Raw genomic sequence first — 18,910 nt, 5'->3', positions numbered from 1 at the left:
ATGTATGATCTGAGTAAAGTAGTTGTCACCTCCTCGCCCCACATCAAAGCGGAGGACGATACCAGAAGCCTGATGCTGGATGTGGTTCTGGCGCTGATTCCGGCGCTGGCTGTTGCGGTCTTCACGTTTGGCTGGCGCGCGCTGGTGATCACGGTGGCAACCGTAATTTCCTGTGTATTTTTTGAGTGGCTGTATTGCAAAATCGTACATAAAGCTCCGACCATCGGCGACCTTTCGGCGGTTGTAACCGGTGTGCTCGTGGCATTTAACGTGCCGGTTGCGGCTCCGATCTGGATGCCCATGATCGGCGGCGCTTTTGCGATCATTATTGTAAAGATGCTCTTTGGCGGCATCGGCAAGAACTTCATGAACCCGGCGCTCGGCGCTCGTGCCTTCATGATGGCTTCCTGGCCGGCACTCATGACCACCTGGGTGCAGCCCCATCAGAACATCCCGCTGTTTGGCAACGTGGAAGTGACCGACGCTATCTCCACCGCAACGCCTCTGGCTTCCATGAAGGCATCGGCAGAGGGCGGCGCATCCCTGCCCAGCGAAACCCTGATGGACCTGTTCTTTGGCCAGCACGGCGGCGTTATCGGCGAAACCTGTGCCCTGGCACTGCTCGCCGGCGGCGCTTATCTGCTGTGGCGTAAGGTCATCACCATCAATATCCCGGCAGCATACATCCTGACCGTTGCAGTCCTGACCTTCCTGTTCCCGCTGGGCGATGTCAGCCGCGTACAGTGGATGCTGACCCAGGTTCTGTCCGGCGGTCTGCTGCTCGGCGCCATCTTCATGGCAACCGACTATGTCACCAGCCCGGTTACCCCCAAGGGCCAGATCGTCTTTGGTATCGGCTGCGGTCTGTTGACTGTCTTTATCCGTTATTTCGGCGGCCTGCCGGAAGGCGTTTCCTACTCGATCCTCATTATGAACGCACTCGTTTGGATGATCGACCAGAAGTGCCTGCCGCGCAAGTTCGGCTATGCAGCAAAGAAGGAGGGCAAGTAACATGAGCGAAGCGAAAAAGGAATCCATGGGTATGCTTGCCCTGATGTTGTTCCTCATCACCTTTATTACTGCGCTGCTGCTCGGTTTTGTCAACCAGGTCACAGCGCCCCAGATTGCCAAGAATAACGAAGCGACCCGTGCAGCCGCTATGGCAGAGATCATTCCGGATGCAGAGTTTGTCGAAGCCGAGCCGTCGGAAGTACCGGCTCCGGACAAGGAAACCCCGGCCATTCAGAACATCTATGAAGCACAGAAGGACGGCGAAACGGTCGGCTACTGTATGGAAGTTCTGCCCTCTGGTTTCGGCGGCACGCTGACCGTCGTTGTCGGCATTAACACCGACGGCACGGTTGCTGGCGCAAAGGTCACCTCGCACGCAGAGACCCCGGGCCTGGGCGCAAAGGCACAGTCCGACCCGACCTGGATCGTGCAGTTTGCCGGTCAGGCAGCAGATGGCTCGCTGGCAGTTACCAAGGATGGCGGCACCATCAATTCCATCACCGGTGCAACCATTACCTCCCGTGCGGTAACCCTGGCAGTCAACACGGCGGCAAGCTATGTGCAGAGCCTGGCAGCTTAAGAAAAGGGGGAACGATTCAAAATGAAATTTACCGAACAGTTAAAAAACGGCGTCCTCCTGGACAACCCGGTCTTTATGCAGACCATTGGCCTGTGTCCGGCGCTGGCAACTACGACGTCGCTGTCCAACGCCATCGGCATGGGCGCAGCGGCAACCGTAGTTCTCATCTGCTCGAACGTGGTTATTTCGCTGCTGCGTAAGTTCATTCCGGATAAGGTCCGTATCGCAGCATTCATCACCATCATCGCAGGATTCGTTACCATCATCGATCTGTCCTTGCAGGCATTCGTGCCCAGCCTGGCAGCGTCCCTGGGTCTGTTCCTGCCGCTGATCGTTGTAAACTGTATCATCCTGGGCCGTGCGGAAGCCTATGCTTCCAAGAATAAAGTGCTGCCCTCTGCGCTTGACGGCGTATGCATGGGTATCGGCTTTACCTTTGCGCTGGTCCTGATGGGCTTCACCCGCGAACTGCTGGGCGCTGGCACCATCCTGTCCGGTTATGTAGGCGCTGACAAGCTGGGCATCATGATCCCGGGCCTGTCGACCTATCCGGTGACCATGATGATCCTGCCGGCTGGCGGCTTCCTGATGATGGGCTTCATCTTTGCTGCTATCCAGTACCTCATGAATAAGAAGAAGGGGGACAAGTAAATGAATTACTTTGCTGCTGTACAGGCAGGCTTGCCGGGCAGCATGGAACTGACTGATATTCTGTTCCTTGCGATCTCGGCTGTCCTCGTCAACAACTACATCTTAGTCCAGTTCCTGGGCTGCTGCTCGTTCTTTGGCGTATCCAAAAAGACCGATACCGCAATCGGTATGGGCATGGCGGTTATCTTCGTTATGGCCCTGGCATCCATCGTATCCTGGTGCGTGCAGTACTTCATCCTGACCCCGCTGGGTCTGGATTACATGCAGACCATCGCTTTCATCCTGGTTATCGCAACTCTGGTACAGTTCGTCGAAATGTTCATGAAAAAGGCAATGCCGTCGCTGTATCAGGCGCTCGGTATCTTCCTGCCGCTGATCACGACCAACTGTGCGGTTCTGGGTGCTGCGATCTCCAACATCGACAACGGCTATTCCTTCATCGGTTCGGTTGTTTACGGTGTGTTCGCTGGCGTTGGTTACACGGTTGCAATCGTTATCTTTGCCTCCATCCGCGAACGTCTGGCGGTGACGGCAAAGTGCCCGAAGTGCTTTGAAGGTTTCCCGCTTGCACTGGTTTCCGCATCTCTGCTGGCGATGTCCTTCATGGGCTTCTCCGGTCTGAAGATTTGGTAAGCGCTGTATAAAGGAGAGTGTGTGAAATGGATATTCAGAACATCATTTATGCAGTTGCTGCCCTGAGTATCATGGGTTTGCTGTTTGCGATCCTGCTCGGCATCGCGGCAAAGGTCTTTGCTGTTGAAGTCGATGAGCGCGTTCCGCTGGTGCGTGAATGCCTGCCGGGCGCAAACTGCGGCGGCTGCGGTTATCCGGGCTGTGACGGCCTGGCAGCAGCCATTGTCGAAGGCAAGGCGCCGGTCAACGGCTGCCCGGTCGGCGGCGCGGCTGCAGCAGAAAAGATTGCCCAGGTTATGGGCGTAGAGGTTTCTTCCGAGGAACCCAAGGTTGCACATGTACATTGTGCCGGCGGCTGCAAGGCAGTCGACAAGGCCAAGTACGAAGGCCTGAAGGACTGCAACGCAGCAATGCGTGTAGCTTCCGGCCCGAAGGAATGTGCATTTGGCTGCATGGGCCTGGGCTCGTGTGTGGCAGAATGTGCATTTGATGCCATCCACATCGTGGACGGCAAGGCTCTGGTTGATCCGGAGAAGTGTGTCGCTTGCGGCAAGTGTGTTGCCGTTTGCCCGAAGAAGCTGATCGATCTGGTACCCAAGTCCAAGAAGGTTCATGTCAACTGCACCAACAAGGATAAGGGTCCGGTAGCGATGAAGGTTTGTGAAGTTTCCTGCATCGGCTGCAAGAAGTGCGAAAACACCTGTAAGTTTGACGCCATCCATGTCGAAGGCGGCGTTGCACGCATCGATTATGATAAGTGCAAGAACTGCAAGATGTGTGCAAAGGCATGTCCGCGCAGCTGTATTGAACCCATCCCGACTGCAGAGGAGAAGGAAAAGTTCAATGCGATGATGAAGGCACAGGCTGAAAAGGCAAAGCAGGCAGCTGCTGCCAAGGCAGCAGAGGCTGAAAAGCCGGCAGACAAGGCATAAAAACGAACGCGCAGGGAACAACGCCCTGCGCGTTTTTCTTTACCCATTGGCAATCGGCTGCAAAAGGGTTTTTTGTTGGCCGGGCGCGTGCTATAATAAAACCAAATACAGGAGGAATGCGACTATGAATAACTTTATCTATTGCACCCCAACCAAGGTCATCTTTGGCCGTGAGATCGAGCCGCAGATCGGCCCGACATTGAAAAAATATGGCGCGACCCGCGTTTTGATCCATTATGGCGGTGGCTCGGTCAAAAAGACCGGACTGTTTGATAAAGTTACCGCATCGCTGGACAGCGCCGGCCTGAGCTGGGTCGAACTGGGCGGGGTAGAGCCCAATCCCAAGCTGTCCTTTATCCATCAGGGCATCGAACTGTGCCGCAAGGAGAAGGTCGATTTTATCCTGGCGGTCGGCGGCGGCAGTGTCATCGACTCGTCCAAGGCCATTGGTGTTGGTCTGGCCACCGGAAACGACCCCTGGCAATATGCTTCGACCGGCACCCATCCGGAGGACGATCAGGTATTCCCGGTCGGCGTGGTGCTGACTCTGGCGGCTGCGGGCAGTGAAATGTCCAATTCCGACGTTATCACCAACGACTTGGTCACCCCGTGGGTCAAGCAGGGCATCACCTCGGAAACCGTGCGCCCGATCGTAGCCTTTATGAACCCGGAAAACACCTTCACGGTTTCCAAGTTCCAGACCGGCTGCGGCATTGTGGATATTATGATGCACACCATGGAGCGCTATTTCCTGGGCACGCCCGACTGTGATTTGACCGAGCGTTTGGCCGAAGGCCTGCTCATCGCGGTACGCGATGCCGGCCGCCGTGCCATCGCGGACCCGAACGATTATGAAGCCCGTGCGACCCTGATGTGGGCGTCCTCGCTCAGTCATAACGACCTGACCGGCTGCGGCAAGCCGCGGTATTTCCCGGTGCACAAGCTGGAGCATCCGGTATCTGCGCTGCATGATCGGGTTTCGCATGGCGCAGGCCTGTCGGTTCTGTTCCCGGCATGGGCCAAATTCATCCTGGAACGGGATATTGATGTCATGAAGTTTGCCCAGCTGGCGAACCGCGTCTGGGGCGTGGAAATGAACTATGACCACCCGGAACGCACCGCAGCCCAGGGCATCGAAACCATGAAGGCCTATTTCCACGAAATCGGTATGCCGGTGACGCTGGCCGAACTGGGTCTCAAGCCCGAGGATTACGAAGCCATCATCAACCTGACCACCAAGAACGGTACCGCGACGGTCAAGAGCTACCTGCCGCTTGGCAAGGAAGAAATCCGCGCGATCTACAAATTGGCCGAATAACGAAAAAAGCGCTGCGGCACATTCGCCGCAGCGCTTCTCGTTTAACCGGCAGCCTGTTCGGGGTCGGTCGGCAGACCGTCGGCATCCAGAATTTCCAGATGCACATGGGCGCCCTGGTCGGTTTCGGCCGGGACGACCGAAGCCAGCGTTCCCAGCACATCCCCGGCCTTGACCGAACTGTCCTTTTTGACCTTGGGGTCCTCGGCCAGGCCGCGATAGACCGCCGTGCGGCCATCGCTCAGCTGTAAGGTGATGCAGGTGCCCCACAGGGCATCTTCGGTCACCTCGGTGACCGTGCCGTCAGCAACAGCATAGACCCGGTCGCCCGCCGAGGCGGCATAGTCCGCGCCTGTATGCACGCGCCAATCGCCAAAGGTTTCCTGATAGACCAGTTCGTCGCCCGAAAAGGCCTGCACGACTTCACCGTCCAGCGGCTTGACCCAAACCGGCGCCGCGGTTTCCTGCGATTCCTCCGCCGGTTCTTCCGGCTCGGCAGGGGCTTCCTCTTCCACCGGCTCCACCGGTTCGGTGGATTCGAGGACCGGCTCGGTCGCTTCCGGCAGTACCGTATCCACGACCGTCTGGTCCTCAGTTTCGGCATCGCCCGCCGTGGGCGTCCAGGCTGTCTCCTGTTTGGGCAGGTCCGGCGTGTATTCCACACCATCCATCGACGCGCCGTTGGTCAGCGGCGCAAAAAACAATACATAACCCGAGATCACAATTGCAGCAACGCAAAGGACCAGGATTATGTAAAATCCCTTGTCCTGTGCGGCGCGTGCGGCAATATGCCTTCCGTCTTTTCGCATATTTTCCACCTCCGCCCTTAGTATGGACAGGGTGTTTGCCGCTTATACCGCGTTTTTTTTGAAAATCAGGATACTCCTGACCAGGTGCCCAGCGTGGTGCCGGTGTAATAATGCGCCAGGATTTCTTCATAAGTGCTGCCTTGTTCGGCCATGTATTTGGCGCCATATTGGCTCAGGCCCACGCCATGGCCATAGCCGGTCGTTTGGAAGGTGATGCTGTCATCCTCCACCGAAATGGTAAAGTTGGTCGAGTTGAGCCCCAGCGTTTCGCGCAAATCGACACCTGTGACCTGTACGCCGCCCAGTTTGACCGTTTTGATGCCGCCTGCTGCCGAGCGGACGCTAGCCTTAAACCAGGTTCCGGGTGCGCCGGTCAGGTCGGCAGAGGGAAAAGCTTTGGCGATGGTATCGCGAAATTCCTGCAGGGTAAAGGTGACTTCGCCCTTGTATTTGGGGCATTCTTCTCCGCCGGGACTGTCCACATTGGTCAGGTAGGGGACTTCGCTACCCCAGACATCGGCCGAGGATTCGGTTTTTTCGCCCGCTGCGGCGCAGAACACAGCGATGATGGGTTGATCTTCGTATAAAACGATCTGTCCGCGGGTAGCCTCTACGGCCTGTAAAATGGCATTCTCATAAGTATCGGCTTCGCTGCCCCAGCGGCCGCTCGCCTCGGCAGCCAGGTCGATGTAGGCGGCGCAGTGGTGGTAATCGTCGCACACATCGGCATCCTCGTGTTCGGCCGGACGTCCGGCTGCCTGCTTGTAGGCCGCATAGGTCCGCGCTGCCACCGCCTGCGCCTTGAGCGCTTCTTCCGGGAAATTGGGGGAGATCTCTGCCGCAACTACCCCGGCGACATAATCCTCCAGATTCATCTCCTGCGTCTTGCCGTCCACCTGGACGGTGATTTTGACATCTTCGCCGTTTGCTGCGGCAGAGTCGGAAGATTCTGCATGTACGCTGAGCACATCTTGCGCCAGCTCTCCAATCCCCTGGCCATCCAGCCGGTTGGCTGCCAGCGGGAGAATATAGATAAAGCCGGTCAAAACCAGACCAAGTATCAAAAATTTTCGCATTTTCATCCTCCTTGACTTTTGTGCTTTCCCGGTATTTTCGTGCGCAGGCAGATTGACTTTATTGCAGGAATGCGATAAAATAAATTCATTACTCATAGATTCGGATAGAAGGAGTGTACGCCTATGCCTATGAACCATCAGATGCGGGAGATCGATTCCGATGTTGTCTCTACTCTATGCACGAATTTAGAGCCGTATAACACGATTCGTCCGGAAAAGTTCACCCGCTACGGCGTCAAACGCGGCCTGCGTAACGCCGACGGCACCGGCGTACTGGCCGGCATCACCCGACTGAGTAACGTACACGGTTACCTGCTCAACGAAGGCGAGCGCGAACCCATTCAAGGCCGGTTGAGCTATCGCGGCATTGATTTGTATGACCTGCTGCATGGATTTGAATCGGAAAACCGGTTTGGCTTTGGGGAAGTGGCCTTTTTGCTGCTTTCGGGCAAACTGCCCACTGCGCAGCAGCTTTTTGATTTCCGGCAGGCCATCGGCAAAGCCCGTGAACTGCCCGAAAATTTCACCGAGGACATGATCATGCGTGCCCCCAGCCGGGACATTATGAACAAGCTGGCCGGTGCCACGCTGGCGCTGTATTCGTATGACCCCAATCCGGACGATACCTCCCCGGAGAATATTATGCGCCAATCGATGAGTCTAATTTCCAAGTTTCCGGTCATCATTTCACATGCTTATCAAGCAAAACGGCGTTATTTCGACGGCGATTCCATGTATCTGCACAATCCCGACCCGGCTCGCTCGACGGCGGAGAATATCCTGCACCTCATCCGACCGGACGGCAACTATACCGATGCGGAAGCCAAGCTGCTCGACCGGTGCCTGATTATCCATGCCGAGCATGGCGGCGGTAACAACTCGGCGTTTGCGACCCGTGTCGTTTCCTCGTCGGGAACCGATACGTATTCGGCGATTGCTGCTGCAGTGGGCGCACTCAAGGGCCCCCGGCATGGCGGCGCGAACATCAAGGTTTGCCAGATGTTCGACGATATCAAAGCCCATGTGTCCGACTGGAAGGACGACGACGAGATCTATGCGTATCTGCTGAAGATCTTACATAAAGAAGCGGGCGACCATTCGGGCCTGATTTATGGTATGGGCCATGCCGTCTATACCCTGAGTGACCCGCGTGCGGTCGCACTCAAGGCAGCTGCCCGTCCGCTCGCGGAAAAGCTGGGCAAGACCGAAGAAATGGCCCTCATCGAAGCGGTGGAACGGCTCACACCCCAGGCATTTGCCGAAGTACGCGGCGACGATGTCAAAGTCATGTGTGCCAATGTGGATATGTATTCCGGGTTTGTCTATCATATGCTGGGCATTCCCCGTGAAATGTTTACCCCGCTGTTCGCCACGGCCCGCATCGCCGGTTGGCTGGCGCATCGGATGGAAGAAGTTATGACCGGCGGCAAGATCATCCGTCCGGCGTACAAGCCCATCATCAAAGACCGCAAATATGTTCCTATCGGCAAACGCACCGAAGAATAAACAAGCCCCCGACTGTTTTCCGGAACAGTCGGGGTTTTTGCATAACAAGCGGACAATTTCCATGAGAAATGAACGACCCGATATGGCAGTATGTTAAATGTCCATGGCATTGCTTATGAGACTTTATAAATAATAATGTTTCTCTTTACTCAAACAGCTATGCGTCTGAAATTATAATATGGCCTACATCACTTGCATATAGTGAGTAAATTAAAAAGCATAAAAATATTTCATCTTTCGATGGATTTTACCAGAAAAACGAAAAAACTTTTTCCATAAATATTGCTCTGGTACATGTCAAAAAGGTTCTCGCGCTGGTACTGGCGTTCGCCATGGCGTTCACCATGATGGCGACAGCTGGCGCGGCATACACGGACCAGGCCGACATTGAAGCGACCGAAGCCGTGGAAATGCTCAATGCGATCGGTGTAATGACCGGCGATCCGGACGGCTCCTTCCGCCCGAACGACACCATTACCCGTGCGGAGGCCTGCCGCATGATCTATTCGATTCGTACGAATAGCGACAATGCGGATGCATATGCAGATATGCAGACTACATTTAAGGATGTACCGGCGGATGCTTGGTACGCTGGCTATGTTAAGCATTGCCAGGCTGCCAACATTGTATCCGGTACTTCGGCAACCACTTTCGAACCCAATCGTGATGTAACCACGGTTGAACTGGCACTGATGTGCCTGCGCGTGATGGGTTATGACCCGGCTAAGGCTGACATCGGCGGCTCGACCTGGTCCACCAAGACCATCGGTCTGGCAACCGAAGCTGGCCTGCTGAAGGATGTCAACACTTCGGCAACCGCAGCTTGCCCGCGTCAGTGGGCTGCTCAGCTCATGTACAACATGGTTCAGGCTTCTACCGTTCAGTGGTCTACGGATACCAACTCTTACACCAAGTACTTTGATGATGGCAAGAAGCGTCCGTCTGTTGGTCGTGAATATCTCGACCTGTGGACCGATGTTGGTACCCTGACTCTGGTTGATGGCAAGGATCTGTCCATCAATGTAAGCACCAGCGATGCACAGGATAGCGACAACACTGAGGTTGGCGTACATAGCTTCACTGCAGTTGCGCAGGATTATACCTCTCTGCTCGGCCAGAAGGTTAAGGTTATGTACAGCGACGGCAAGACCAATGCTGTTCTGGGCGTATATGCAATTCCGGAGAACTCGATCCTGACTGTTTACAAGAACCAGATCGAAACCGAAAATGCAAAGATCAAGGTTGACGGCACCCTGTACACCCTGGAATCCAAGGGCGTTATCACCATCGTTGATGGTGTAGCTTCTGAGAAGAACTGGAATGCAGTTGACTTCAAGGACAGCCAGTCGGCTGACGTTGTTACCCTGATTGACTCGGACAACAACAACAAGATCGACACCGCAGTTATCAAGACCGTTAAGGTTGCAAAGGTTTCCTTTGTATCCAGCACCCAGATTATCGCTGACGTTCTCGGCGACAATGTTGGTGGTATGACCTACAAGACTGCGGAAGAAAACATCGCAGCAGATGTCGAGAAGGATGATTTCGTTATCATCACCAAGAACCTGTACAACGAGAACCTGGACATCGTTGTTGCAGAAAAGGCAACTGGTACTGTAAATGCAACCAAGGGTGCAAGCTCGGCTTACACCGACTACCAGATCGGCGAAGACTGGTACAAGGCTTACACCGACCGCTCTGAAATCAATGCTTCTGTAAAGGCTGGCAACGATGCAGAGTACGTTGTAGTCAACAACATTCTGTTCTACGCGAAGAAGGTAACTGGCGAGGCTACCCTGTCTGACGTTCTGTTCGTGGCCCTGGTTGGCCAGGATGGTCTGTCCAGCGACAAGGCTGTTGTCATGATGCCTGACGGCACCAAGAGCACCGTTACCCTGAAGGACAAGTACTACAACGCTGATAACAGCGCAGATGGCACCAAGGAAGCTCAGATCGTTGCTGGTCAGTTCTACGAGTTCAACAAGTCTGGCGACGAGTACGAACTGTTCCCGGTACGTGAGTACGATGCGAATAAGACGGCAGCGGCCGATGCAGTAGCGAACAAGGATCACAAGGATTACTACGGCGACTACACCTATGAAGGTACTACCGGCCATACGCTGAATGCAACCGCTACGACCAGCGATATCATCACTGGCACGGAAGCTCCGGAATTTGTAGCAGGTGTAGCAGAAATCGCTGATTCCGCAGACATCATCCTGTACGCTCCGCTGGATGCTGCTAATAGCGGCTCTTACGAATCCAATCCGCTTGATATTAAGGGCTACGAGATCATGCACATCACCGGCAAGCAGCTGAAGAGCAACGGCGGTAAGCTGAATGTGTCCAACCTGGGCACTACCGTTCTGGGTGCATTCTCTTCGGATGTAAACGGCCTGAAGCGTGCTTCTGTTGTAGCAGTTTGCTACACGGGTGCAGACTGGGCTGGTGATACGACTGGTCTGGTTTCCAACGCAAACTACGGCTTTATCGTTTCCGATGCAGTCAATAAGGACGGCGGCATCGAGTTCAAGATGTTCACCGGCGACTCCTCTGCTGATGCTGTAACCGTTTGGGCTGACAAGTCCAACGCTACCCAGTTCATCAAGGGTACTGTTGTTGGTTACTCCACCATCAAGACGGTTGACGACAAGAATGTCATCACCGATGTTGAAGTAGTTAATGCAACTGCTGGCACCATCTCGGATGTCAAGGATGACAACTCTGTAATCGTAGTAAATGGCGCTGAGCTGGAGATGAAGGACTTCAACACCGTCATCTACACCAACTCCTACAATGACACCATTACTAAGATTGTAGACGGCAAGGCTTCTGAGGCGAAGGACGGCCGCACCAATATCCTGTATATCAAGGATTCGGTTGCAATCATTGATGCAAACGAAATCGTTGGTCAGGTTTATGCAGCACCGCATGGTAACACGGTAACGGTACCGTCTACCATTGCTCCTGCTGATCTGTCCTCGATCGAATGGACCAATGCAGCTACCGGCGAAACCTGGGCTGCTGGCGAACGTGCAAACATTTACGACAATGCGCTCATGAACCTGCGCGTCACTGCACGCAATGCTTGCGAACTTACTGTGACTGTGAACGGCGTTGACGTTGTGAACTACACGCTGGCTGCTGGCGAAACCCGCGAGTTCGAGAGCATCAAGATCGTTGGCGCTGTAAATGTATCTACGGGTGCAACTCCGGCTGTAGGCGGCACTTACTCCTCTGCGGCTGATCTGCAAAAGGCTCTTGACAATGGTCCTGTAGTTGCTACTGGTGCAATTCCGACCGGCACCTACACCACCACGAACCCCCTGACCCTGAAGAATGCAACCATTACTAGTGATGTTATTACTTCCGGCGATGTAACGCTGGATGGCACCACGCTGTTTGGTTCGAATGGTTCTCTGGAAGTTCTGGGCACGCTGAACATCACCAAGGAGACCACGGATAGCACCCCGGTAGCTACCACCATCAACAACATGAGCAAGCTGGTTGCAGCGAACAAGATTGTTGATAACCGTGCTACCACGACGGCTGCTGACGTTGATACCATGCTGACGAAGTCCAGCGATATCACGGTACAGGATGTTTCTGGTACGGTAACCGCCACTATGGCGAAGAAGACCCTGAATGTTACCAAGGATGTTAATCTGGGTACTGCGGCTTCTGATGCTGATACCACGGTAAACGTTGGCGGTACTGCAACGCTGGGTGCAAGCTCTACGCTGAACGGCGATTGGACTGTTGGTTCTCTGAAGGGCGCTGCTACTTTGCTGACGGTTAATGGTGCACTGAATGTTAATACTTCGGTTGAAACTTCCGCTGCTAATACCGTTTATGCTCTGACCATGGGTGCAGATGCAAGCGTAACCCTGCCGGATTCGGTTACTGCTATCACCACGCTGACCACTAACGCTGGTTCTACTGGTACCACGAAGCTGGTTGCAGCGGGCGCAACGGTTGGCACTTATGCAACTCTGACCGACAAGACCGACCTGACTATTGCTATTATGTCCGGTACGGCTGCAACGGGCGGCGCTGATGCGAAGATCACCTTCAAGGGTGCGCAGACTGCGCTGGCTCTGGCACAGGGTACCTTCCAGTTCGATGCTGCCCCTGCTGCTGCGATGACTTCTTTCGCAAGTAACAGCAAGATCATCATCAACTACCAGATGGATGACAAGTCCAAGCTGGCAGCTCCGACTGCTGCTGGTACGACTCTGAAGTTCCTGGTGGCTCCGACTCAGATCGAGACGAGCGATAATACTGCTGGTGGCTTCTATGCTACTGGTGCTCTGACCACTGTTATCACGGATGCTGGTAAGATTCAGACTAACGTTGAGTATGTAGCTACGTCTAGCTGCGGTACTTCTGCTGGTTCGATCGGCTGGGTAGGCGCAATGAAGGCCTAAGCCTGTATCAACTTGATACCACCGCATTACGAAAACCCCCTCTTTCGAGGGGGTTTTCCCTTTTTATGCTATTACTTAAATGCAAAATAGTAATATTGGTCGCTGTCATCGTTCAGACGAATTCGTGTACTGCTGGTGCTGTTATTGCCCGAATAGGCCTTGAATCCATTGGTTACGATTTCCAACGCAGGGTCTTGTCCCCGCATTGCGGGGTGTCCGGTCAAAGCCATTCCACCGTATGACCAGGTATCTTCTTGAATATCCACACCGTGGCGCAGCACCAAAATGGCTTTGGGAGTAAACCCCAATGTTATGACTTGGTTGCCGATGCCAGTATGTGGATCGGCCGTACCGGTATAGGTGCCAAAATATACTTCGGATTTTTGCGATATCTGGCCAGATTGTACGGTTAGTTTGGTTTCTGCAGTTTTCAAACGGGTGTCCAATGCCATGTGAGCCTCTTGGTTTGACTCTTCATCGGCCTTTCCATTGAGCTTTTCGGCGAGTTCTTCGTCGAACATGTTCTCATGAATGGCGCCGGTAAAGGTCTCTGTGACAATACCTTCGACCTTTTCATCCAGTTTTTCATGCGCTTCGGCCAGAGCGTTATGCGCCTCGCGCACTTCATCCGCCGGGGCCTGGAACCGGCGCTTCAGTTCGGCCGCTTCGCAGGTCGGTGTGTCTGGCAAGCTGGTAATCGGCTCGGTAAACGCCGGAATGGTGTAGTTTGTATTCATCGCATATCCTCCTTTGTCCCGCTTTGTGGCGGGTTCATGATGGCGATGATAATAGCCGCGGCGTTTCATCTTTGTCAAGCCATATCGAGAGGGCAATTTTCCCAGGAAATGATCCCTGCAATATGGCTTGACATCTTGCAAATTTGGAAGCTATTATGAGCGGCAAATCCCAAATCAAAGGAGGACTCATCAATATGTTCACCGAACGAAAAATCTCTGCCTTTCAAAACCGTATTTCCGACTTGCCGGATACACCGACGTTGACAGCATCTGAGCTCAAAGCCCGGTTTGATGCCTGTCCGGAAGAGCTCCGAGAATCTCTCAACGGCATATGCGACGACGGCAAAATCCTGGAGGATCGCATGGATGAATACCGTGCGCAGACCTTCACAGGCGAAATCACGCGCGATATGCTGGCTCTTGCGGTGCGAGAGGAACTGGATAGCAAAGCCGATCAAAAAGAAAATACGGCCGCACATGAAGCTCTGGACAGCCGCCTGACAACGGCTGAAACACAGACAGCCCAGAAATGCGAACTTTATTTTGGCACTTATACGCCCAGCAAAACCGAAGAAACCGACTATGTGGAGTTGGGATTTCAGCCTAAGGCGGTCCTGCTGCTGGCGCGTCTGCCGGAGGGGAATTATGTTTCTCCCATCCGCTTAGCGTTGCCGGATGTGCCGCATTATGATCTGAGCATCTACGAGAAAGGGTTCTCCGTGGCCTACAATGACTACCGCGACTCGGCGGATGCTGCGCCGTACCGCTATATTGCGTTTAAGTAAAAGGGAAAACCCCCGAGGAGAAATCCTCGGGGGTTTTGGACGTGATAGAAAGATTAGAGACTAGCCTTAGTCCAGTCGCTGCCACCCCAAATATAGCTATTGTTAGCTACTACCTGTGTTACACCTTCACTATTCACATTCAGCTTCCACTCATTAGTGGTCAGAGTAGCGCTTTTGTAAACTGTAATCTTAGCGCCATCCTTACCAGTGACATTGAATGCACCCTTGAGCAGGTCGCCGCCAGCAATCTCCATATTACCAGCAACAACAGCATCAGCCGTCAGGGTATATTCCATTTTATTGTCAGCCAGAACCTTCAGAGAAATGTTGCCCGCAGAGGACAGGCTATTCGGGCCAACCATTTCTCGAGTGCCTGCAACGACAACCGATGCGCCCGGCTTAGCCGTCAGGGTGGAATTTTCTGCCACAGCAGCATCTGCAGAAATCTGCAGCTTTGCGCCATCTTCTACATTAATTGTCAAGGCAGAAGTCTGCGTAGCAGTAATAGACAGTGTGTTACCCTTTGGAACATCCAGGGTCATTGCATCCAGAGCGCCGTTGATGGTAACGTCGCCCTTGGTCAGAGCCTTGTTGATGTCGTCAGCCGTAGAACCTGCACCGAAGTTGTACTTGAACTCACCACGCAGATTGTTCTTTACGTCAACAATCAGGACAGATACATCTGCATCTGCGGTAGTACCATCCAACTTGTACATAACGTTTGTAATCTTGACGTCATTGAATTCATCAGCTTCCTGGATCTCTCCGTTTGCATAACCCTTGTGGTCCTTGGTATCTACGTACAGAACTACGGTATCCGAAGTAATCTCGTTCTGGTTCTTGCCATCCAGAGAAATCTTGGTCTGTGCATCATTTACGCCATAAACGGTACCGTCCTGCAGACCGAAGCTGTCATCAACATCCTCGATGGTGCCAACAACGCCGTCAGCCAGACCTTCTTCGGTGGTAACCTTGGAGTAGCCCAGAACTTTGCCCTTCTGACGAGTCGTGCTGCCCTTCTCCTGAACCTTTACATTTTCAGTACCATTCCAGATGGTGTATACTACGTAGCCGTTATCCGACTTGTAGGAATCCTCTACAACGTAGCCGTAGTTGTCGTTGGTTACGAAGTTATCCGCAATACCATTAACGCCTACTACTGCGTAGGTTACGCGCTTCACGCCGTCAACCTTAGAGGTGAATGCTGCGATACCGCCGTTGGTGTAAACATTGTCGGTAGAAGAGCCTACGGTCAGGGACTTGAACTGCTTACCATTGATGATCTTGTAATCAACATCCTTGGTCGGAACAGCCTTCTTATAATTGTCAATCAGGACAACCTTAGCAGAATCCGCAACGGTTACACCGCCGATGGTCTTGTCTGCGCCAGCAGCACCTTCTACCAGCAGACCATCAGAAGCGGTAACGGTAGCCGGAGCGCCGTCATTCAGAGAAGTGTAGTCGCCAAAGTAATCAGCAGTCTTATCCAGAGTCTTGAAGCGGTACTTGCTGCTCTTTACAGAGTATTCATAAACAGCACCCGCAACCAACTTGTCCTTTGCAACGTAGTCGCTGCCCGGATCGTTGTCGATGTCAACGATTTCGGTGGTGTTGCTATCGAGCTTCAGGATCTTAACCTTGTCGCCCTGGATATCGGTACCAATCGAAAGAACGATTGCCACGTCAGACAGAGTTGCATTTTCGCCAGAGGAACGCTTTGCGTAGAATACAGCGCCGTTTACAACGTAAGCGTCAACGGTATCGCCGGACTTCACGCTGTTCATTTCAGCGCCTACGCCTTCTACATACCAGGTGCCGTCGATGAGGTACTTCGTCGGGCTTTCCTTGGTACCAGTTACCTTCACGCCGCTCAGCTTCTGAGCAGGAGTGATGTCCTTGCAATCATCAAAGAGGTTTGCACGAATAACAACATAGTCGTTCTTCTTTACATCCTCAGAGATGTTGTGATCTTCGTACTTGTAGGTCTCGCCGCCAGCTACGATCTCGTCAGAAGATACGTAGGAAGCCTTCTTAACCTCAACAGTGGTTACGATTGCGGTATCGATCTTGCTGTTGTCGTCAGAGTCTACGAACTTCACTTCATCAGCCGAAACATTGTTAGCAATGGTGCGAGCGATGGTGTCGGCCGTACCATACTTAACGCGGGAACCGTTCAGCAGCGAAGCGGTATCAGCAAAGTCAGTTGCCTTGAAGTTGCCAGTCTGGTCGCTGGACGACGGTGCAATGCGAACGCCGTCTACATAAACAGCGATACCGGTGTTCTCAACCGAGTAGGTCTTGCTGTCAAACTTAACCTTGCCAGCATCTTCCGAAACAGCGTTCATAACGGTTTCGTAAGTCTGATTTTCTTCGGTTGCATAAACGCCGATGACATCGTTGGGCTTGTTATCGCGGTACAGAACCTTAACCTTCTGACCCAGCAGCGAGGAGTAGTTCTGACCCAGCTTGGTGAAGGACTTGATGGTCGAATCATCGCTGTCAGCTTCATCGCTCTTGCTCATAGAAATGGTCAGATCCTGCTTGCTAACGGTGGTCAGAGTACCAATGTTTACGTACAGCTTCATGTACTTCTTACCAACGCGATCCAGCGGATTGCCGCCCATGTCCAGATCGGTGTAGGTCTCGGAGTCGTTAGACCAACGAACGGTGCGAGCGTCGATGGTGTTGTACATGATCTGTGCAGCCCACTGACGCGGGCAAGCATCGGTGATGGTGGTGTTTACATCTTCCAGGATGCCAGCTTCGGTTGCCAGGCCAATGGTCTTGGTAGACCAGGTCGAGCCGCCGATGTCAGCCTTGGCCGGGTCGTAGCCCATAACACGCAGGCACATCAGAGCCAGTTCTACGCCGGTTACGTCACGGTTCGGCTCAAAAGTGGTAGCCGAGGTACCGGATACGATACCAGCAGCCTGGCAATGCTTTACATAGCCAGCGTACCAAGCATCAGACGGTACATCCTTAAAAGTGGTCTGCATATTCTTGTATGCATCTGCATTGTCGCTATTCGTACGGATCGTGTAGATCATACGGCAAGCTTCTGCGCGGGTAATGGTGTCGTTCGGGCGGAAGGAGCCGTCCGGATCGCCGGTCATTACACCGATCGCGTTGAGCATCTCCACGGCTTCGGTCGCTTCAATGTCGGCCTGGTCCGTGTATGCCGCGCCAGCTGTCGCCATCATGGTGAACGCCATGGCGAATGCCAGTACCAGCGCGAGAACCTTTTTGACATGTGCCAAGTATGCGTTTTTCGAAGAGATGGATACTCTTTTTAATTGAAAATGGATAAAATACCGAATTTTTTTGAATAATGTTTTTTTCTCTTTAAAAAAACATCTGTTTTTAATGTGATATTCCTTACATTTTTGAAAATATTGGAATGCATATATTCCAACTTGTTGAAAAATAAATCATAAAATTTAAATAATTTCCATATTCGCTAGCGGTAACAATTTTGCATCTGCCGTATACGGAATTAAATCATGATGGAAATTCTTGCTTTGGAATTGTCGTGATGTTATATCTGAAACAAGATACCAGTTAATCTCCCTCAATGACGGTTACATGATTCCCTTATTATATAGTATATATCTATTGCAGACGATTAGCTTATGAAGTTAGGATTCATATATTCCCTATTTCGCATCCTGCAAGCAGCAGGTCAATTTCCATAGAAAATGAACCTACCGAATATGGCTTGACAAAAATAAAAAATTACGGCTATTATCATCGTCATCATATCCCTGTTTAAAGCGGGGAAAGGAGGATAAACGATGAATCAAAACTTTACTGTTCCAGCATTTGCCGAGCCAATTACCAGTCTACCGGATACGCCGACCTGTGAAGCAGCTGAACTCAAACGCCGTTTCCAAGCGCCAGCGGATGAAGTCCGCGAGGCGCACAACGCCTTGGCCCAAGCACATGAAGCATTGGATATAAAGGTAGAAGGCATTGTAACCCAAGCATTTGTCGGCGCGATCCATGAGAGCATGTTGGATGGAGACCTCACAGAGAAGCTCAATGGGAAGGCCGATCAAACTGCACTGGATGCGCAGATTCAGGCACTTTCTACGGAGGAATCCAATCGTATGAAGGCAGATAATGTACTACAAACGCAAATTGCAGCCAAATGCGCCATTGTAACAGGCACTTATACAGGCACTGGCCTTGATAAAACACAGACGATCTCTCTGGGGTTTCGGCCAAAGGCAGTATTGGTAGCTAGCGCACGCTGGAGCGGCAACTATTACGATCCGCAGATGATGAATCTAGCCATAGATGGCATGGATGCAGATAATATCTGCATTACATCCAATGGATTTGAAGCAAAACTATATTTTAACGTTAACAGCGCCGGCAACATGGATGAAACCATCTTTCGTTACATTGCGTTTCGATAAAAATAGAAAATCCCCCGAGATTTCTCTCGG

General features: G+C 52.7%; 14 protein-coding genes. 10 read left to right on the top strand and 4 right to left on the bottom strand.

Translation table 11 applies throughout. The annotated features are described in order from the left end of the window. From EFB11_RS14185 to EFB11_RS14160, 6 genes are all read left to right on the top strand, one after another. On the top strand, window positions 1–1,011 hold the full coding sequence (locus EFB11_RS14185) for an RnfABCDGE type electron transport complex subunit D (protein WP_122790824.1): 1,011 nt from the start codon (window positions 1–3) through the stop codon (window positions 1,009–1,011). Window position 1,012: 1 nt separating this feature from the next. After that, a complete protein-coding gene (locus tag EFB11_RS14180) occupies window positions 1,013–1,591 on the top strand; it encodes an RnfABCDGE type electron transport complex subunit G (protein WP_164706787.1) in 579 nt (192 codons plus the stop codon). A gap of 21 nt (window positions 1,592–1,612) precedes the next feature. Further along, the gene (gene rsxE / locus EFB11_RS14175; protein ID WP_122790820.1) at window positions 1,613–2,242 is read left to right on the top strand and encodes an electron transport complex subunit RsxE; all 630 of its coding nucleotides are present in this window, start codon (window positions 1,613–1,615) and stop codon (window positions 2,240–2,242) included. A gap of 42 nt (window positions 2,243–2,284) precedes the next feature. Further along, window positions 2,285–2,875 carry an electron transport complex subunit RsxA gene (rsxA, locus tag EFB11_RS14170; RefSeq protein ID WP_122791327.1) on the top strand — a complete coding sequence of 197 codons (591 nt, stop codon included), beginning with the start codon at window positions 2,285–2,287 and terminating at the stop codon, window positions 2,873–2,875. A 26-nt stretch (window positions 2,876–2,901) separates the two neighbouring features. Beyond that, window positions 2,902–3,807, top strand: coding sequence for an RnfABCDGE type electron transport complex subunit B (locus tag EFB11_RS14165; RefSeq protein WP_122790818.1), 906 nt, complete (start codon window positions 2,902–2,904; stop codon window positions 3,805–3,807). 124 nt (window positions 3,808–3,931) lie between these two features. Then, window positions 3,932–5,125, top strand: coding sequence for an iron-containing alcohol dehydrogenase (locus EFB11_RS14160; protein WP_122790816.1), 1,194 nt, complete (start codon window positions 3,932–3,934; stop codon window positions 5,123–5,125). Window positions 5,126–5,166: 41 nt separating this feature from the next. On the opposite strand, the gene EFB11_RS14155 is transcribed toward EFB11_RS14160, so the two are convergent. Then, a complete protein-coding gene (locus EFB11_RS14155; protein WP_122790814.1) occupies window positions 5,167–5,931 on the bottom strand; it encodes a M23 family metallopeptidase in 765 nt (254 codons plus the stop codon). A 65-nt stretch (window positions 5,932–5,996) separates the two neighbouring features. Then, window positions 5,997–7,007, bottom strand: coding sequence for a stage II sporulation protein D (gene spoIID, locus EFB11_RS14150; protein ID WP_164706786.1), 1,011 nt, complete (start codon window positions 7,005–7,007; stop codon window positions 5,997–5,999). Between the two features lie 129 nt (window positions 7,008–7,136). Here spoIID and EFB11_RS14145 point away from each other — a divergent pair, with 129 nt between their 5' ends. Continuing rightward, entirely contained in the window at window positions 7,137–8,513 is a 1,377-nt protein-coding gene (locus EFB11_RS14145) for a citrate/2-methylcitrate synthase (protein ID WP_243115257.1), read from the top strand. Window positions 8,514–8,845: 332 nt separating this feature from the next. Further along, entirely contained in the window at window positions 8,846–12,940 is a 4,095-nt protein-coding gene (locus EFB11_RS14140) for an S-layer homology domain-containing protein (protein ID WP_122790810.1), read from the top strand. A 71-nt stretch (window positions 12,941–13,011) separates the two neighbouring features. Here the strand turns inward: EFB11_RS14140 and EFB11_RS14135 are convergent, their stop codons facing one another. After that, window positions 13,012–13,677 carry a hypothetical protein gene (locus tag EFB11_RS14135; RefSeq protein ID WP_122790808.1) on the bottom strand — a complete coding sequence of 222 codons (666 nt, stop codon included), beginning with the start codon at window positions 13,675–13,677 and terminating at the stop codon, window positions 13,012–13,014. A gap of 155 nt (window positions 13,678–13,832) precedes the next feature. On the opposite strand from EFB11_RS14135, the gene EFB11_RS14130 reads away from it, so the two are divergent. Continuing rightward, window positions 13,833–14,462 carry a hypothetical protein gene (locus EFB11_RS14130; RefSeq protein ID WP_122790807.1) on the top strand — a complete coding sequence of 210 codons (630 nt, stop codon included), beginning with the start codon at window positions 13,833–13,835 and terminating at the stop codon, window positions 14,460–14,462. 53 nt (window positions 14,463–14,515) lie between these two features. Here the strand turns inward: EFB11_RS14130 and EFB11_RS14125 are convergent, their stop codons facing one another. Next, complete coding sequence (locus EFB11_RS14125) at window positions 14,516–17,719, bottom strand: S-layer homology domain-containing protein (protein WP_122790805.1); 3,204 nt, start codon at window positions 17,717–17,719, stop codon at window positions 14,516–14,518. Between the two features lie 534 nt (window positions 17,720–18,253). Here EFB11_RS14125 and EFB11_RS14120 point away from each other — a divergent pair. Further along, the gene (locus EFB11_RS14120) at window positions 18,254–18,880 is read left to right on the top strand and encodes a hypothetical protein (RefSeq protein WP_122790803.1); all 627 of its coding nucleotides are present in this window, start codon (window positions 18,254–18,256) and stop codon (window positions 18,878–18,880) included. Window positions 18,881–18,910 lie beyond the last annotated feature (30 nt).

Origin of the sequence: Intestinibacillus sp. Marseille-P6563 (genome assembly GCF_900604335.1) — a bacterium.
In the GTDB taxonomy this organism is placed as follows: domain Bacteria; phylum Bacillota; class Clostridia; order Oscillospirales; family Butyricicoccaceae; genus Butyricicoccus_B.
Note: the sequence above shows the minus strand (reverse complement) of the source record. Positions and strands in the feature narration are given on the sequence as shown.

What these genes read in the sequence shown, in the direction of transcription:
- EFB11_RS14135 (WP_122790808.1), bottom strand. Translation starts at nt 13,677, where the DNA reads ATGAATACAAACTACACCATTCCGGCGTTTACCGAGCCGATTACCAGC.
- EFB11_RS14155 (WP_122790814.1), bottom strand. Translation starts at nt 5,931, where the DNA reads ATGCGAAAAGACGGAAGGCATATTGCCGCACGCGCCGCACAGGACAAG.
- spoIID (WP_164706786.1), bottom strand. Translation starts at nt 7,007, where the DNA reads ATGCGAAAATTTTTGATACTTGGTCTGGTTTTGACCGGCTTTATCTAT.
- EFB11_RS14180 (WP_164706787.1), top strand. Translation starts at nt 1,013, where the DNA reads ATGAGCGAAGCGAAAAAGGAATCCATGGGTATGCTTGCCCTGATGTTG.
- rsxA (WP_122791327.1), top strand. Translation starts at nt 2,285, where the DNA reads ATGGAACTGACTGATATTCTGTTCCTTGCGATCTCGGCTGTCCTCGTC.
- EFB11_RS14145 (WP_243115257.1), top strand. Translation starts at nt 7,137, where the DNA reads ATGAACCATCAGATGCGGGAGATCGATTCCGATGTTGTCTCTACTCTA.
- rsxE (WP_122790820.1), top strand. Translation starts at nt 1,613, where the DNA reads ATGAAATTTACCGAACAGTTAAAAAACGGCGTCCTCCTGGACAACCCG.
- EFB11_RS14165 (WP_122790818.1), top strand. Translation starts at nt 2,902, where the DNA reads ATGGATATTCAGAACATCATTTATGCAGTTGCTGCCCTGAGTATCATG.
- EFB11_RS14120 (WP_122790803.1), top strand. Translation starts at nt 18,254, where the DNA reads ATGAATCAAAACTTTACTGTTCCAGCATTTGCCGAGCCAATTACCAGT.
- EFB11_RS14130 (WP_122790807.1), top strand. Translation starts at nt 13,833, where the DNA reads ATGAGCGGCAAATCCCAAATCAAAGGAGGACTCATCAATATGTTCACC.
- EFB11_RS14160 (WP_122790816.1), top strand. Translation starts at nt 3,932, where the DNA reads ATGAATAACTTTATCTATTGCACCCCAACCAAGGTCATCTTTGGCCGT.
- EFB11_RS14140 (WP_122790810.1), top strand. Translation starts at nt 8,846, where the DNA reads ATGGCGTTCACCATGATGGCGACAGCTGGCGCGGCATACACGGACCAG.
- EFB11_RS14185 (WP_122790824.1), top strand. Translation starts at nt 1, where the DNA reads ATGTATGATCTGAGTAAAGTAGTTGTCACCTCCTCGCCCCACATCAAA.